Source organism: Pseudarthrobacter sp. MM222 (genome assembly GCF_947090775.1).
In the GTDB taxonomy this organism is placed as follows: domain Bacteria; phylum Actinomycetota; class Actinomycetes; order Actinomycetales; family Micrococcaceae; genus Arthrobacter.
Window position 1 is genome coordinate 2,030,135 of record NZ_OX352321.1, and the last position, 15,278, is coordinate 2,045,412.

General features: G+C 67.4%; 15 protein-coding genes. 11 read left to right on the forward strand and 4 right to left on the reverse strand.

The genetic code is table 11. The features are described from left to right. Positions 1 to 23 precede the first annotated feature (23 nt). From OM977_RS09205 to rfaE2, 5 genes are all read left to right on the forward strand, one after another. Positions 24 to 656 (forward strand): D-sedoheptulose-7-phosphate isomerase, encoded by a 633-nt coding sequence (locus tag OM977_RS09205; RefSeq protein WP_264357362.1) that lies wholly within the window; start codon positions 24 to 26, stop codon positions 654 to 656. Further along, positions 653 to 2,041: a PfkB family carbohydrate kinase gene (locus OM977_RS09210; protein WP_264357178.1), complete on the forward strand. Its 1,389-nt coding sequence runs from the start codon at positions 653 to 655 to the stop codon at positions 2,039 to 2,041. Before OM977_RS09205 ends, OM977_RS09210 begins: the two co-directional genes overlap by 4 nt. Positions 2,042 to 2,156: 115 nt before the next feature. After that, entirely contained in the window at positions 2,157 to 2,858 is a 702-nt protein-coding gene (locus OM977_RS09215) for an SDR family oxidoreductase (RefSeq protein WP_264357179.1), read from the forward strand. A 151-nt stretch (positions 2,859 to 3,009) separates the two neighbouring features. After that, on the forward strand, positions 3,010 to 4,416 hold the full coding sequence (locus OM977_RS09220) for an aldehyde dehydrogenase family protein (protein ID WP_264357180.1): 1,407 nt from the start codon (positions 3,010 to 3,012) through the stop codon (positions 4,414 to 4,416). Further along, entirely contained in the window at positions 4,413 to 5,954 is a 1,542-nt protein-coding gene (gene rfaE2, locus OM977_RS09225) for a D-glycero-beta-D-manno-heptose 1-phosphate adenylyltransferase (RefSeq protein ID WP_264357181.1), read from the forward strand. Before OM977_RS09220 ends, rfaE2 begins: the two co-directional genes overlap by 4 nt. Positions 5,955 to 6,032: 78 nt before the next feature. Here the strand turns inward: rfaE2 and OM977_RS09230 are convergent, their stop codons facing one another. The 3 genes from OM977_RS09230 to OM977_RS09240 are packed head-to-tail and all read right to left on the reverse strand — an operon-like array spanning position 6,033 to position 9,204. Next, on the reverse strand, positions 6,033 to 6,494 hold the full coding sequence (locus OM977_RS09230) for a hypothetical protein (RefSeq protein WP_264357182.1): 462 nt from the start codon (positions 6,492 to 6,494) through the stop codon (positions 6,033 to 6,035). Further along, positions 6,491 to 8,992: a molybdopterin oxidoreductase family protein gene (locus OM977_RS09235; protein WP_264357183.1), complete on the reverse strand. Its 2,502-nt coding sequence runs from the start codon at positions 8,990 to 8,992 to the stop codon at positions 6,491 to 6,493. Before OM977_RS09235 ends, OM977_RS09230 begins: the two co-directional genes overlap by 4 nt. A gap of 59 nt (positions 8,993 to 9,051) precedes the next feature. Then, the gene (locus OM977_RS09240) at positions 9,052 to 9,204 is read right to left on the reverse strand and encodes a hypothetical protein (protein ID WP_264357184.1); all 153 of its coding nucleotides are present in this window, start codon (positions 9,202 to 9,204) and stop codon (positions 9,052 to 9,054) included. A 147-nt stretch (positions 9,205 to 9,351) separates the two neighbouring features. On the opposite strand from OM977_RS09240, the gene OM977_RS09245 reads away from it, so the two are divergent. Next, positions 9,352 to 9,609 carry a DUF6480 family protein gene (locus OM977_RS09245; protein ID WP_264357185.1) on the forward strand — a complete coding sequence of 86 codons (258 nt, stop codon included), beginning with the start codon at positions 9,352 to 9,354 and terminating at the stop codon, positions 9,607 to 9,609. Positions 9,610 to 9,727: 118 nt separating this feature from the next. After that, the gene (locus OM977_RS09250; protein ID WP_264357186.1) at positions 9,728 to 10,741 is read left to right on the forward strand and encodes an isopenicillin N synthase family dioxygenase; all 1,014 of its coding nucleotides are present in this window, start codon (positions 9,728 to 9,730) and stop codon (positions 10,739 to 10,741) included. Positions 10,742 to 10,842: 101 nt separating this feature from the next. Here OM977_RS09250 and OM977_RS09255 read toward each other — a convergent pair whose 3' ends face one another. Next, the gene (locus tag OM977_RS09255) at positions 10,843 to 10,974 is read right to left on the reverse strand and encodes a hypothetical protein (RefSeq protein ID WP_264357187.1); all 132 of its coding nucleotides are present in this window, start codon (positions 10,972 to 10,974) and stop codon (positions 10,843 to 10,845) included. 323 nt (positions 10,975 to 11,297) lie between these two features. Between OM977_RS09255 and OM977_RS09260 the strand changes: the two genes are divergently transcribed. From OM977_RS09260 to OM977_RS09275, 4 genes are read left to right on the forward strand one after another with little or no spacing between them, the layout of a single operon-like run. After that, complete coding sequence (locus OM977_RS09260) at positions 11,298 to 12,392, forward strand: extracellular solute-binding protein (protein WP_264357188.1); 1,095 nt, start codon at positions 11,298 to 11,300, stop codon at positions 12,390 to 12,392. A gap of 1 nt (position 12,393) precedes the next feature. After that, positions 12,394 to 13,281: an ABC transporter permease gene (locus tag OM977_RS09265; RefSeq protein WP_264357189.1), complete on the forward strand. Its 888-nt coding sequence runs from the start codon at positions 12,394 to 12,396 to the stop codon at positions 13,279 to 13,281. Continuing rightward, positions 13,268 to 14,095: an ABC transporter permease gene (locus tag OM977_RS09270; RefSeq protein WP_264357190.1), complete on the forward strand. Its 828-nt coding sequence runs from the start codon at positions 13,268 to 13,270 to the stop codon at positions 14,093 to 14,095. Before OM977_RS09265 ends, OM977_RS09270 begins: the two co-directional genes overlap by 14 nt. A gap of 10 nt (positions 14,096 to 14,105) precedes the next feature. Further along, entirely contained in the window at positions 14,106 to 15,227 is a 1,122-nt protein-coding gene (locus OM977_RS09275; RefSeq protein WP_264357191.1) for an ABC transporter ATP-binding protein, read from the forward strand. Positions 15,228 to 15,278 lie beyond the last annotated feature (51 nt).

Below are 15,278 nucleotides of genomic sequence, written 5' to 3' on the forward strand. Positions count from 1 at the left end.
TGCTGGTGCCTGAACCCGGCACCGTGGCCAAGCCCGCTGCCGGCACCAGACTGGAGTCCCTCACCGCGGTGCACGGCCACCTGGACAACGTTTTGCCGGCTTTCGAGTCCCTCCGCCGCCAGTCCTTCCACCTGGCCGCGTGGGGCGAGGAACTGGCGCGCCGGCTGCTGCGGGGCTCCCGGCTGCTCGCTGCCGGCAACGGCGGCTCGGCGGCCGAGGCCCAGCACCTGACGGCGGAACTGGTTGGCCGGTTCGACGGCGACCGGGTCCCGTTTTCGGCGATTTCGCTCCATACGGACACCTCCGCCGTCACCGCCATCGCCAACGACTACGGCTTCGAGGAACTCTTCGCCCGCCAGGTGCGTGCCCACGCCCGCACCGGCGATGTGCTGATGCTGCTGTCCACCAGTGGAAAGAGCCCCAACCTGCTCCGGGCCGTGGAGAGCGCCGCCCGACTGGGAGTCGCCACCTGGGCGCTGACCGGCCCCGGCCCGAACCCGCTGGCCTCCAGCTGCGACGAGGCAGTGACGATTGAGGGCCCGGCAGCCAACGCACAGGAATGTCACCTGATCGCGCTCCACGCAGTCTGCCGTGCGTTCGACGCCGAGGTGCTGCGCCGCGGACGCCAGGGCGCACCCGGCGGGACAACGCGATGAACATCGTGGTCGTTGGCGACGTCCTGCTGGACGTGGACCTCGACGGGCAGGCAACCCGGCTGAGCCCGGATGCGCCCGTGCCTGTCGTCGATGTGTCCTCCGCCCGCCGGCGCGCCGGCGGTGCCGGTCTGGTGGCCCGCATGCTCGCCGACGACGGCCATTCCGTGATCCTGGTAACCGTCCTGGGCGCGGACGAGGCGTCCACCCGGGTAGAGGAGGAACTGGCCGGCGTCACGGTGATCGCTGGACCATCCGGTGCTCCGACCCCGGTCAAGACCCGGGTCCGTGCCGGCGGCCAGCCGGTGGTCCGGTTCGACGAGGGCTGTGGAGCCCCTCCCATTCCGGAAGTCACCGCCGCCATGCTGCAGGCATTGGACGGCGCATCCGCGATCGTCGTTGCCGACTACGGACGCGGGCTGACCATGAATGCCGCACTCCGCGCTGCGCTGACGCGGCACACCGGACGGGTGCCGATCGTCTGGGACCCGCATCCGGCCGGGTCGACGCCGGTTCCCGGCGTCGACGTCGTCACCCCGAATCTGGCCGAAGCGCGCGCCGCCGCCGGGTCTGACGCCCTGGCTGGTGCCGTCGATGACACAGACGGTGCACTTGCGGCATTGTTGCTGCGCCGCTGGGAGAGCAAGGCGGTGCTGGTAACGCGAGGTGAATTGGGCGCCATCCTGGCCCGCGTGGCCGGGCCGAAGCCGGTCCCGATCGCGGTTCCAAGGACCGCCGTCACCGATCCCTGCGGCGCAGGGGACAGGCTGGCCGCGAGCCTCGCCGTCCATCTCGCGGCGGGGCGGGACCTTGAGGGTTCGGCCGTCCTGGCGGTCCGTGAGGCTGCGGCGTTCCTGGCCGGCGGCGGCGTGGCGGCACTGGGCGGCCGCCCGGATTCGTTCCGGCAGGCCGTCCGCGCCGCGGACCCGACGGATGCCGACGCACTGGCGCTGGCCCGGCGGGTACGCCGGGCGGGCGGAACAGTGGTTGCGACCGGCGGTTGCTTCGATCTCCTGCACGCCGGGCATGCCCGGTCCCTTGCGGCCGCCCGGCGCCTCGGCGACTGCCTCATCGTGTGCCTTAATTCGGACGCTTCGGTGCGGAGGATCAAGGGCGCGTCCCGTCCCATCATCAACGAGGAGGACCGGGCGGAACTGCTGCTGGCACTCCAATGCGTGGACGCCGTGCTGGTATTCGAGGAGGACACCCCGGAAACGTGCCTCGAGGAACTCCGCCCGGACATCTGGGTGAAGGGCGGCGACCATGACGTGCGGAACCTGCCGGAGACTCAGTTGGTGCAGAGCTGGGGCGGCCGCTGCCTCACCGTGCCGCACGTCCCTGCCCGCTCCACGACACATCTCGCCGAGGCGCTCGCCAGGGTCGGATGAACCCCACCGCCGCCACGCCGGGCTCCCGGGCACGCCGGACGCAGAGTCCACCACAGAGACCACAGACGACACCGACCACAACGCCGACCACAGATGACGCACTGAGAGGAACACCATGACCCACGACACGCTTTTCCCCGGCCGGGTCCTTGTCACCGGCGGCGCCTCCGGATTAGGCGCCGCCGTCGTCGACGCCGTGCTGCAGGCCGGGGGTACTCCGGTGGTGCTGGACCGCGACCTCCGGGAGGTGTCCGCGGTGAAAGCCATCGAAGTGGACGTGGCGGACCGGGTTGCCGTGACCGCGGCGGTGCAGCAGGCGGCCGGGATGCTGGGCGGCCTCGACGCGGTGGTGACGGCCGCGGGGATCGACCGCTGCGGCCGGCTGGAGGATGTCCGGCCGGAGGACTGGGAACAGGTCATCTTGGTCAACCTGTTCGGCACCGTATCGGTGGTGCGCGCGGCGCTGCCCTACCTGAAGGCATCCCATGGCCGGGTGGTCACGGTGGCCTCAACGCTGGGCAAGCGGGCGCTCCCGGAGGCTTCCGCCTACTGCGCGTCCAAATTCGGCGTCGTGGGCTTCAGCCAGGCGCTGGCCGCGGAAAGCGGTGGCGAGATCGGCGTGACCACCCTGATTCCCGGCGGAATGAAGACCCGGTTCTTCGACGACCGGGCGGAGCAATACAAGCCACAGGATGATTCCAGGCTGAACGATCCCGCCAATGTGGCGCGGGCGGTGCTGTTCGCGCTGTCCCAGCCGCCGGGCTGTGAAGTCCGCGAACTGCTCATCTGCCACGCGGAGGAGGGCTCATGGCCGTAAGGATCCCCGGACGGACAACGGCTAGCAGCGCAGCGTGTAAAAACGCTGGCTCCGGGGTACGGAACGGTCATATGAACTGCCCGAAACCGCCGGCTGCCGCGCAGGCAACCGGCCGCGCCGGATTTCCGGGCCACCCGAGGAAAGGAGTCCCATGTCCGCGATCGTCCAGCACGCACGCAGCAGCTCTCCGGAGCTGCTCACCATCAGCGATCCGCGCAACGGTGAGCCCGTAGGCAGCCTTGCGGTCGCCCGGCCGCTCGCCATCCGGCGTGCGGTCAACGCCGCCCGCGCCGCGCACCCGGGGTGGTCCGCGACCGCTCCGGCGGCCCGGGGAAGCTGCCTGCGGGACGCGGCCCGGGCGCTGGCTGCGGCCTCAGCGGAGCTCGCTGACCTAAACAGCCGGGAAACCGGCCGTCCGGTGGCCGAGGCAGCGGCCGGGATAGCCGCCGGCGTCGCTACCTTAGAACAGTATGCGGAGCTTGGGCCGGTCCACCGCGGGCATAGCCTGAGGGGCGACCCCTTGGCCGCGGACTTCACCATTGCCGAGTCCCGGGGTGTCGCCGTCCTGCTGACCCCCTGGAACGACCCCGTGGCCGTGGCGTGTGGCCTGATCGGCGCGGCATTGGTAACCGGCAACACCGTGGTGCATAAACCCAGTGAACGCTGCCCGCATCTTGGCATTCTGCTTGGCAAAGTCCTGTCGCCGGCATTTCCGCCGGATGTCCTCCTCACGCTCACCGGCGGCGCCCCAGTGGGTATTCAGCTGACCGAACAGGCCGGAGTCTCAACGGTGGCGCACGTCGGGTCCAGCGCCGCCGGAGCCAGCGTCGCGCGGAGCTCCCTGCTTAGCGGTGCTCACGTGATCCGGGAAAACGGCGGCAACGATCCGCTGTTAGTGGACGACGACGTCGACCCCGCCTGGGCGGCCGGGCAGGCAGCCGTGGGGGCCTTCAGCAACAGCGGCCAGATCTGCACGTCCGTGGAGCGGATCTACGTGCACCGCGCCATCGCGGCGCCCTTCTGCGCCGCACTCGAAGAGGAAGCCCGGCGCCGAAACCAGGACGGAGGGCTGGCGCCCCTGGTGGACCGCGAGCTTCGCGACGCCGTTCACCGCCAGGTCGCCCAAGCCCTGCAGGATGGGGCGCGGGCCGTAGAGGGAGGAACGCTGCCGGACGGTCCTGGTTCCTTCTATCCGGCGACTGTGCTGCTCGATTGCACGGCTGGGATGCGCGTCATGGCCGAGGAAACGTTCGGTCCCGTGGCGCCGGTCCAAGTGGTGGACAGCTTCGACGACGGGCTCCGGCTCGCCGCCGCAGGCCGCTACGGACTGGCTGCCACCGTCCTCACGGGCAGGATCGCCCACGCCCAGCGGGCAATCGCGGCGCTTCCAGTCGGCACGGTCAAGGTCAATGAGGTCTTCGGAGGTGCCCCCGGAGGGTCGGCGCAGCCCCGTGGAGACAGCGGCAGCGGGTTCGGCTACGGCCCCGAACTTCTCGATGAATTCACCAGGGTCAAGGTGGTGCATATTGCGCCGCCCCCCGGGGACCGGCAGCCGTGAGCCCGGCCCGCCGGGAACCCGCCGGCAACCGCGGGTCGTTGACCGAGCAGCGCGGACTTGAGGACTGGCTTCCCGGGGAGCTCGCCGCGGTGGCACCGTCGATTGTTGTCGTCGGCGACGTGATGCTGGATGGCTGGTGGACCGGCACCATCGATCGGCTGTGCCGGGAAGGGCCCGCCCCCGTCGTGGACATCCGCCGGCGCAGCTTCGCCCCGGGCGGTGCAGCCAACACGGCCATGAACCTGGCCGCAATGGGGGCCCGGGTAAGCCTTATCGGCATCGTGGGGTGCGATGACGGCGGTTCCGAACTGATACACCAGTTACAGGCTGCTGGGGTGGATACCAAAAATATCCACCGGGTGCCGGGCGTTCCCACCACCACCAAGACCCGTATCAGCAGTGCCGGGCAACTGCTGCTGCGTTTTGATGAGGCCGCCCCGGCACTTCCAGAGGAGGCGCTGGTGGCCGTCGCGCAGTGCCTTCCCGGAGTGCTTCGGGAGCAGGACGCGGTAGTGCTGTGCGACTACGGGGCCGGAGCCCTGACCGGCCCCGTCCGCAGCGCCCTGCTCGAATTGCTGCAGGCGCGCCCGGCGTCGCAGCTCACCGTCATCGATGCCCATGAACCCCGGACCTGGGCGCCACTGCGGCCCGACCTCGCCACCCCAAATGCCCAGGAGGCAGCGGGAATGCTGGGCCTCCAGTTACCCCCGGGCCCGTCGCGACCGGCCATCCTCGGAGAGCACCGGGCGGCACTGCTCGAAGCCACCGGCGCCGCCGCCGTGGTGGTCACCCTGGACCGGGACGGCACAGTGCTGCTGCCCGCCGTCGGTGAGGTCCACCGGACCTGGGCGAAACCCGTGGCGGAGAAGCAGGCGTCGGGGGCGGGGGACACTTTCGTGGCGGCGCTGACGTTGGCCCGGGCCGCCTCTTTGCCGCTGACGACCAGCGTGGATCTGGCACAGGCAGCGGCCGACATTGCCGTCCACCGGCCCGGCACCTCGGTCTGCAGCACCGCTGACCTCAGCCGGTACCTGGAAAGCTTCGCCGACACCGCCGTCGAGGCGGGGGAGCTCGCCCAGCATCTCACCCGCCATCGTGCGGAGGGGCAGGTCATCGTCCTCACCAACGGTTGTTTCGATGTGCTCCACCGCGGCCACACCCGCTATCTGAACCAGGCGAAGCAGTTGGGGGACATCCTGGTCGTGGCACTGAACAGCGATGATTCCGTCCGGCTGATCAAGGGACCGGACCGGCCCATCAACACCGTGGCAGACCGTGCGGCCGTGATCGCCGCGCTCAGTTGCGTGGACTACGTCACGGTGTTCGACACCGCCACTCCCATTCCGCTGATTGACCAACTCAGGCCCGAGATCTACGCCAAGGGCGGTGACTACAGCCCGGAGATGCTGGCCGAGACCAGTGCCGTGGAAAGCTACGGCGGACGCGTGGCGATTCTGGATTACGTGGCCGAGCTGTCCACCACCGCCGTGGTGGAACGCATCCGCAGCGGCGAGGGCGCCGCACCCCGCGAGGGATGATGCCGGCAGGCCTGCGTCCAGCTGCGCGGGCCCGCTGGTTTGGCCCTCGGAGCTCCTCCGAAGCGGGTTCAACCGAGGTCAACGTGCGGCGACGAGGGCCTGCGGCGCTGCCTGCTTCATCCGGGTCTGCAACCAGCGAAGCTGGACGGCGGTCTCGGCGTCGCATTCCGCTACCACGGCCAGCAGCTCTTGATCGTGGAGGGCGGATCCGGCCTGCTTGATCATGGCCCACGTGACATCGACCAGACAGGCCAGCAGGTACAGATCCTGCAGGTCACGCAGCAGCCCGACCGGGCCGCTCCGCGTGCTGGCCAGACCCTCCGCGTGGAGCCGCGCCGGTTCGTTGTCCGAGGCGGCTTCACCGTACCGCTGCACCACCGGCCAGAGGAGCTCCCGGTGCCGGTCGCACTGCCCCGCCAGGGTCAGGCAGAGGAAGTGGACGTCCGGTTCCGATCCGTGACCGGCCGCGACCTGCCGGTAGGACTCCGCGAGGGTTTGTTCGGCTTGATGGAGCATGCCCAGGTAAATGTCCAGGTTCATCGCAGGGACTCCGTTCCTGGCCGGATAGCTTGAGGGAATTGTGGCGGCGGAGCCGGCTCGAGGGTCTCCGAGGTGCTCGAACCGGGCCCGCCCACGGTGGTAGGTACCTGGCCCGAGCCCGGCACCTTCGCCGGGCGCGACGCCGTCGTTGTCGGCGCCGGCGCCGGCCCCGCCGCATTGGCGATTTTCTCGACCGCCACGGCCGCGTTCTTGAAGACGGGCTGTTTCGAGACTGGGTCCCACTCCGTCTGGGTCAGTTCGTTGGCCGCCGTCGGGTGCTCGCCCGGGCCCCCGCCGGCGTCCCAATAGCCGTAGTGAAAGGGAGCGAATACCGTTCCCGTGCGTACATCGCCGACCCTCGCCGGCACCTCGAGCCGGCCGCGGCGCGAGGCCACTCGGACCAGGTCTCCCTCGCGGATTCCGAGCCTGTCCGCGTCATCCGCGGCCAGTTCGACCCAGGCCGTGGGGGCGGCCGCCGAAAGGGGGCGGGACCTGCCGGTCTTGGTGCGGGTGTGGAAATGGTAGGCAGTCCGTCCCGTGGTGAAGCGGAATGGGAATTGCCCGTCGGGTTCCTCGTGCGGAGGGTGGTAGTCGGCGGCCTTGAGGATGGCGCGGCCCCGGGGGGCACGTGCCCGGAAGGCCTGTGCGCCGACCGTGGCTCCGGTGAGCAGGTCGTGGCCGTAGCTTTCGCAGTAATCGGGGTCGGTGGGGAACTGCCCGTCCTCGTAGAGCCGGATCCTGCCATCCGGGTTCTCCGCATTGCAGGGCCACTGGATGCCGCTGCCACCGCGAAGCCTGTCGTAGCTGATCCCCGTGTAGTCGCACGGCCGGCCCCGGGAGCACTCCTGCCACGCCGCGAACGCATCCTCCGGTCCGGCCCATCGGAGCAACGGATCACCTTCCAGCGTGGTGAACTCCATCCTCCGGGCGTAGTCAAGGAATATGTCGAGGTCACTGCGCGCCTCGCCGGGCGGCTTGACAGCCTGGTCCGAGAGGTGGACCGTGCGGCTGGCGTTTGTGAAAGTTCCGGTCTTTTCGCCCCAGCCGGCAGCCGGGAGTACGACGTCGGCGAGGCGGGCGGTTTCCGTGAGATAAAGGTCCTGAACCACCAGAAAGAGCTCCGGTTTGGCGAGGATCTCGCGGATCCGCGGCAGTTCGGGCATGGACACGGCCGGGTTGGTCGCGGAGATCCACAGGAACTTGATGGAGCCCTGTTCCGCGTAGCGGAAGATCTGCATGGCGTGGGTGGGCGGGGCCCAGTCCGGGATGGTGATTGGATCCACGTTCCAAAGCCGGGCCAGTTCGGCGACATGGTCCGGGTTTTCCCAGTTGCGGAACCCCGGCAGATCGCCGTCGGCCCCGCATTCCCGGTTGTTCTGGGCCGTCGGTTGGCCGTTCATCTGCAGGATCCCGCACCCCGGCCGGCCCAGCATGCCGCGCAGGAGGTGCAGGTTGTTAACCTGGCACGACGCGGCGGTCGCCTGCGAGGACTGATAGAAGCCCTGCAGGACCGTAGAAAGCACCCGTCCTGACGTGCCGAAGATGCGCGCGGCTTCCCGAATATCGGCGGCGCCGACGTCGCAGACCGCAGCGGCCGCTTCGGGCGTCCACGGCTCAACGGTGGCCCTCAGCTCGTCCAGGCCCAGGGTGTGCTGGTTCACGTACTCCGGCAGGTGCCAGCCGTTGGCGAGGACCTCGCGGATCAGGGCGTTCAGAAGGGCCAGGTTCGTGCCGGGGCGCACCGCGAGGTGGACGTCCGCGCGGAGGGCAACGTCCGTGGCGCGGGGATCGATGCAGACGATTTTGGGGCGATCCGGGCCATCGATGCGGTCCAGCACCCTGGACCAGAGCACCGTCTGCGTCTCCGCCATGTTGTGGCCGTAGAGGAAGATGGCATCGCAACTGTCGATGTCAGTGTAGGAGCCCGGTTGACCGTCGGCACCAAACGATTCCTTCATCGCCGCTGCCGCCGTCGCCGTGCACAATCTGGTGTTTCCATCCATATGGGGTGTCCCGACGCCGGCCTTTCCGATCACGGCGAGGGCGTAGTACTCCTCCAGGAAAAGCTGGCCGCTCGTATAAAAGCCGTGGCTGAGCGGTCCCTTGGCCCGGAGCAGCTCTTTGCTGCGGACCGCGATCCGGTTCATCGCCGTGTCCCAGTCGCACTCGACGAGTTCCCCGGCTTCGCGGATCAAGGGCCGCGTCAGCCGGTCCTTGTGGGACACCCCCTGCCAGCTGGCGAAGAGCCCTTTCGGACCGAGGCGGCCGTGGTTGACCAGATCACCGGCGCGCCCGCGGATGCCCACCATGGCACCGTCCCGGACGCCGATATCACAGGCGCAACCATTGCTGCAGAGGACACAAGCCGACTGCACCCAGCGCTCAACACTGTCCTCGGTGACGCCGTCAGCAAGGGCCTGGTCAACGCGGACCGGCCAGAGCCCGTCCCTCGCATACGGAGTTCGTGTTCCCCAGATGTTGGCGATCCGGTCAACCATGCCTTCCTCCTTCAAAGTCCGCCGGCCTGCGCGGCCCGATACAGCCAGGGCCAGTGCAGCTAGTCTCCGGTGCCTGCTTCGCGGGCGCGTTCGGCGTCCTCGGGTTGTTCAAGGTCGGGCTCGATCTCAGCCGCGAGATCCCCGGCCAGTGAGTCTCTGGCGGCCTCGTCTTCGTCTCGCCTGTTCTGGTCTTCGTCTGGAACTTCAGTCATGTTGGGTCTCCCGGAATCGCTCGCTCGGCCACTCCGGCACGGACACCCGGACTTTCAGGCCTTGACTGTTACAGAATTATCAGCATGCTTACAAATAGTCCAGAGAAGCTAATAGTTCTGCGTTCCCGAATTACGGAGGTCCCACGAATGAGCAGCTACCACCCTGAAAACGACCCAGCGAACCCGGACCGGCCCGAGGCCCGCGACGCTGCGGACGAGGCGGACGGCCCCGCCGCTCCCGCAACAGCGGACGGGGCCGACGGCGCCCAGGACCAGGCCGATTCCGCCAATCCCGATCCGCTCAACGGCAACATCACGGGCCTTGAGCCCGGGGGTGGTGTCCCGCCGGGCGAGACGCCCCCCGCCGAGGACCAAATGAGCGGAGATCAAGGCCACAACGAGTGAGTTGCGGCGCCGGATGACGCATTTCGACACGGAGGTGTCCACGCGGACCGCCCGGTCCGTAACATTGAGGCAATAGCGGGCACCAGCTTGCTAAGTTCAACGAAAAGGACTATTGACCTTGCCGCTCGAATCCTTGCCTGTCCTCGACTTTTCCCGATTGAATGCCGGTGCTGAAGAAGCAGCCCGGTTCCGGAATGAGCTGCGCGAGGTGATGCACGACGTCGGGTTCTTTTATCTGGCGGGGCACGGCGTCCCACAGGAACTGACGGACGCGATCCTTGAAGTGTCGCGAAGGTTCTTTGAACTTCCCGAGGAGCAGAAGCTCGCAGTCGAAAACGTCTTTAGTTCCCAGTTCCGGGGCTACACCCGGGTCGGCGGCGAATTGACGGACGGCGCTGTCGACTGGCGCGAGCAGATCGACATCGGCGTCGAACGCGGGGCCGTGCAGCCCGGTCCTGGCGTGGCGGATTACTGGCGACTTGAGGGACCCAACCTGTGGCCGGACGCGCTGCCCGAGATGCGGGAGATCGTTTCGGAGTGGACGGAGCGGCTGAGTACGATTTCGCTCACTCTCCTGCGGGCCGTGGCCGTGTCTCTCGGGGCTCCCGAGGACACGTTCGACGCGGCCTTTGCCGCGCGGGCGTTTCCCTTGCTCAAGATCGTGCGGTACCCGGGGGAGTCCGACCCGGAGCCCAAGCAGGGAGTGGGCTCCCACCGCGACGGCGGCGTGCTGACGCTGCTGCTGGTGGAGCCCGGCAAGGGCGGACTGCAGGTCGAACACGAAGGCCGCTGGATCGACGCCCCGCAGGTGCCGGGAACCTTCGTGGTGAACATCGGTGAAATGCTGGAGCTGGCAACGAACGGCTACCTCAAGGCCACCCTGCACCGCGTGATCTCGCCGCTGCGCGGCTCGGACCGGATCTCCCTACCCTTTTTCTACAACCCGGCGTTGGATGCGACCATGCCGCGACTGGCGGTGGCCCCGGAATTCCAGGCCAAGGCCCGCGGCCTCTCGGTGGACCCGACCAATAGCCCGATCCTGGAAACCTACGGGGACAACGCCCTGCGCTATCGGCTGCGGGCCCACCCTAACGTCGTCGCGGAGCACCACGCGGACCTGCTGAAAGGCTGACGACGCGCGTTCCCAGGGCCGCCACTGCCCTGGACACCCCGACGGCGTTCGTCGCCGCGACGCTGCGGGTTCCGCCCTGCGGCACGCCCGGGAGGAAACGCCTACTGACGGTGTGACCACGTCGTGTGCGGTTCGTCGTCGCCATCCTCCTGAACCCAGGCCGTGAATTCTGCCAGCGTCATGAAGCAGTAGTAGTCGACATAGCGCAGGTTCTGTTTCTCTGTCTTGCTCATGATAGTTATTCGTCGCGCGTGTCCGCCCGGATGTCGTGCCACCGTAGCCGTTTCGCGGGGGGATCCGCCCAAAAACGTATGTTTTGTTTCTTAAAGCAAAACAACCGTTGACTCGTGATCAACTTCACAGTTAGAGTTGCCGAACCGAAAAGCCGCCGGACAGCGGATTCGGAAATCCCACAACGAGGTGGGTGGACGGTGCGCGAACCGCAGCAGTCCAGATTTCCGACGCTCCCGCAGGACCCGCACCAGCCCGCAACCCCCGGCAAGCCTCTTTTTGGCGCGCCGTGGCGCGCCGGCGCCAATGAGAGGCATCTTCTTCAGTGACAGATTTCCGTTCCACTCCGTTTGACCGCCGGCAACTCCTCAAAGCCGCAGCCCTGACCCCCTTTGCGGGCCTGGCTCTCTCCGGCTGCAGCGCCAAGCCGGCTGACAGTGCTCCAGCCAACAAGACCGTGACCGTTACCTCGTACGGCGGTTCTTACAACGACCAGCTGACCCAGACAATCCTGGACCCGTTCTCCAAGCAGTCGGGTATCCAGACCACGTTGCTGGCCAACACCAGCCTTGCGGCCCTCAAAGCCCAGGTTCAGTCCGGCGACGTGCAGTGGGACCTCGTGGAAATCACGGCCCCGGAGTACGAGACGGCCGTGGCCGAGGGCCTGCTGGAACCGTTCGACTACGACATCATCAGCGACAAGGGTTTGCCCGGGTACGCGAAGGCCGAGTACGGCATCAAATACCTGAGCTTCCTGTTCGTGATGGCGTGGGACCAGAAAGTCATCCCTGACGGACAGGCGCCCAAGGACTGGGCCCAGTTCTTCGACCAGGACAAGTACAACACCAAGCGTTCCGTGTACAACCAGCTTTCGGACAGTTCCGTGCTCGAAGCTGCTCTCCTGGCCGACGGCGTTCCGTTCGACAAGATCTACCCCCTCGACGTCGACCGCGCCCTTCGGGTGCTGGGACACCACCCGGGCAAGGACCGCCTGCTCTACCACGCAGCTAACCAGGAGCCGATCCAGCAGCTCACTTCCGGCGAGGTCTCACTCTCCACCAGCTTCAACAACCGGATCAACGCGGCCCGCAATGACGGCGCAAAGCTGAACTTTTCCGCCGAGAACGCGGTACTCGCGGGGGACTACTTCGTGGTGCCGAAGGGCGCCAAGAACAAGGAAGCCGCCTTCAAGCTGATGAACTTCATGTCCAACGACGCGGAGGCCGGCGCCGCCTTCGACAAGGTCACCAACCTGACGCTGGCCAACACGCCGGCCCTGTCCAAGCTGCCCAAGGAGATTGCCGACACCCTCCCCACGAGCCCCATGCTGGCCGACAAGATCCTGGTCCGCGACGACAAGTGGTGGTCTGAGAACCTGAAGAAGACCGAACAGCAGTTCAAGCTGTGGCAGGCCAGCTGATATGAGTACCGCAACCCTGCAACGGTCCCGGCCGGAAGACCGAGGTACCACCGGGCCGGCGGGAGGGACACCGCGGCGGAGGCGGAGCGGATGGTGGCTGCTGCTTGCCCCGATCCTGGCCTTCGATCTTCTCCTGTTCCTGACCCCGCTGGGCAAACTGGTGGGCGCCAGCTTCGCCGACAACGCGTACCAGCGGGTGTTGGCGGACCCCCTGGTGCTGCGGGCACTCGGAAACACCCTCACCATCAGCCTGGCCAGCACCATTGTGACCGTCGTGCTGGGATACATCATTGCCCTGGTGCTGTGGCGTGCGGGGAATGTCGCCCGGGTGATCCTGTTCGCCGTCGTCCTGCTGCCTTTCTGGACAGGCATCCTGGTGAAGAACTTTGCCTGGGCGGTGCTGCTGCAGGACAACGGCATCGTCAACGCCTTCCTGCAGGGCATCGGGCTGACTGGCGCGCCGATCCCGCTGCTGCACAACCGGTTCGCGGTGATTGTGGGCATGGTCCACTGCCTCCTGCCCTATGCGGTGTTCCCGATCTTCTCGTCGCTGACGTCCATTGACGACCGGCTCGGGCTGGCGGCCCGCTCGCTCGGCGCGCGGGAAGGGTCCGTCTTCCGGCGGATCACCCTGCCGCTGAGCATGCCCGGTGTCTCCGCGGCGGGTTTGCTCGTGTTCATCATCAGCACGGGCTTCTTCATCACCCCGGTGGTCATGGGCGGCCCGGGGGACATGATGATCGCCAATCAAATCGACTATTACGCCCGCCAGTTGACGGACTTCTCCGGAGCCGCCGCACTGGCCGTGATCCTGACCGTTCTGGTCAGCGTCCTGGTGGCCATCTACCAGCGGGTACTCAAGGCAGGAGGGCAACATGAAGACAATTGATCCGCAGCGCCGCCTTCTGGCGCTCCTCTCCATACCGGTCTTCCTTTTCCTGGTGGTTCCGACGGCGATCGTGGTGCCGGTGGCCCTGAACGACAGCCGCTACATCACGTTCCCGCCGGAGGGCATTTCCTTCGCCGCCGTGGCGGGGTTCTTCGCGGACCGGGCCTGGACGTCCGCCCTGACGGCCAGCCTCCAGTCGGCCGGGATTGCCGTTTTCATCGGCGTGCTGCTCGGCGCCACCGCGGCGATCGGACTGCACGGGCGCAAGTTCCCCGGGCAGCCCGCCGTCGTGGGCCTGATCCTGGCACCGATGATCGTGCCGACCGTGGTGCTGGCGCTGGCGTTCTACCAGTTCTTCATCTCGCTCGGCATGGTCGGCAGCATTGTCCCCATCGGTCTGGCGCACGCTGTGATCGCAACTCCGTACGTGTATCTGACGACGCGGGCAAGCCTCGCCGGGCTGAACCCCGCGCTGGTCAGGTCCGCGCAGAGCCTGGGCGCCGGCGCGCTGTCCGTGTTCCGGCATGTGTATCTGCCCGTCATCCTGCCCGGCCTCATCTCCGGGGCGCTCTTCGCCTTCTCGGTCTCCATCGACGAGACGGTGATGTCCCTGTTCATGCAGTCCCCGAGTGCAACCACATTGCCGGTCAAGATGTTCACGGACATCCAGTTCAACCTGACGCCCAAGATCGCTGTGTCGTCCGCCCTGCTGGTCAGCGTGGCAACCATAGGGCTCCTTCTCCAGGTCGTGTTTGTCCTCAAGCGCCGATCCACAGCCCGGATGCTGCCCCTGGCCGTGTCCGCACAAACGTAAAGGAAAGTCGATGACCGCATCAGTAATTTCCGCCGGACCAGTTCCGCGGTCCGGCAGCGCCGCGCAAGGCGCCATTGAGCTCCGCCAGGTCAGCAAGACCTACGGCGAGGTCATTGCCGTGGACCAGCTGGACCTGACGGTCCGTCCCGGCGAGTTCGTCACCCTGCTGGGCCCCAGCGGCTCCGGCAAGACCACCACCATGATGATGGTGGCAGGGTTCGAGGAACACACCGCCGGTTCCGTCCTGATCGACGGCAAGCCGGTGGATTCACTGCCGCCCCGGGAACGGAATCTCGGTGTGGTGTTCCAGAACTACGCACTGTTCCCGCATATGAGCGCCCTTGAAAACGTGGAATTCGCCCTCCGCATGCGGAAGGTTCCGCGCGCCGAACGCCAGCAGCGGGCTGCCGCCGCACTGGAACGTGTGGGCCTCGGCAAGATGGGCGGCCGCAAGCCCCGCCAGCTCTCCGGCGGCCAGCAACAACGGGTGGCGCTGGCCCGGGCGCTGGTTTTCAACCCGGCAGCCCTGCTGCTGGATGAGCCCATGGCTGCCTTGGACAAGCGTCTCCGCGAGCAGATGCAGGAGGAGATCAAGGCCTTGCAGAAGAGCCTGGGCATCTCCGTGCTGTTCGTGACGCACGACCAGGACGAGGCCATGGCCATGTCGGACCGGATAGTGGTGATGCGGGACGGGAAGATAATCCAGTCCGGGCCGCCGGAGGAGGTCTACAACCACCCGCTGACCGACTGGGTGGCCAGTTTCCTCGGTGATACGAACCTCATTCCCTGCAGCATCGTCGAGCGAAACGGGGACCACGCTGTCGTGGATCTCGGTGGCCTCGGCCTGGCCAGGGTCCGGGACCGCGGAGCCGACGGCGGGAACTATGCCGTTTCCATCCGTCCGGAGCACCTCAAATTCAGCACGCAGGCCGCGGCAGGCAACGGCTGCGCCGCGACACTGGTGTCCTCCACGAACCTGGGCGCCACGGTGCGCCACCGGCTCACGGCCGGCGGCCATGAACTCCAGCTGCGGGAATTGAGCTCCGAACGGGGCGCCGGACTGCAACCGGATGCGGAGCTGTGGGTGGGCTGGGACGAGGACAAAGCCCAGCTGCTGGTTCTCGAGTCCTGACCGGCCCGAAGGAAGATTAGCGCCACACTGTGCCGTGGGGGCGGGCTATCC

Excerpts from the sequence above, each read along its gene's own strand:
- OM977_RS09255 (WP_264357187.1), bottom strand. The coding sequence starts at position 10,974 with ATGAGCAAGACAGAGAAACAGAACCTGCGCTATGTCGACTACTACTGC.
- OM977_RS09215 (WP_264357179.1), top strand. The coding sequence starts at position 2,157 with ATGACCCACGACACGCTTTTCCCCGGCCGGGTCCTTGTCACCGGCGGC.
- OM977_RS09210 (WP_264357178.1), top strand. The coding sequence starts at position 653 with ATGAACATCGTGGTCGTTGGCGACGTCCTGCTGGACGTGGACCTCGAC.
- OM977_RS09240 (WP_264357184.1), bottom strand. The coding sequence starts at position 9,204 with ATGACTGAAGTTCCAGACGAAGACCAGAACAGGCGAGACGAAGACGAG.
- OM977_RS09275 (WP_264357191.1), top strand. The coding sequence starts at position 14,106 with ATGACCGCATCAGTAATTTCCGCCGGACCAGTTCCGCGGTCCGGCAGC.
- OM977_RS09270 (WP_264357190.1), top strand. The coding sequence starts at position 13,268 with ATGAAGACAATTGATCCGCAGCGCCGCCTTCTGGCGCTCCTCTCCATA.
- OM977_RS09265 (WP_264357189.1), top strand. The coding sequence starts at position 12,394 with ATGAGTACCGCAACCCTGCAACGGTCCCGGCCGGAAGACCGAGGTACC.
- OM977_RS09235 (WP_264357183.1), bottom strand. The coding sequence starts at position 8,992 with ATGGTTGACCGGATCGCCAACATCTGGGGAACACGAACTCCGTATGCG.
- OM977_RS09230 (WP_264357182.1), bottom strand. The coding sequence starts at position 6,494 with ATGAACCTGGACATTTACCTGGGCATGCTCCATCAAGCCGAACAAACC.
- OM977_RS09245 (WP_264357185.1), top strand. The coding sequence starts at position 9,352 with ATGAGCAGCTACCACCCTGAAAACGACCCAGCGAACCCGGACCGGCCC.
- OM977_RS09220 (WP_264357180.1), top strand. The coding sequence starts at position 3,010 with ATGTCCGCGATCGTCCAGCACGCACGCAGCAGCTCTCCGGAGCTGCTC.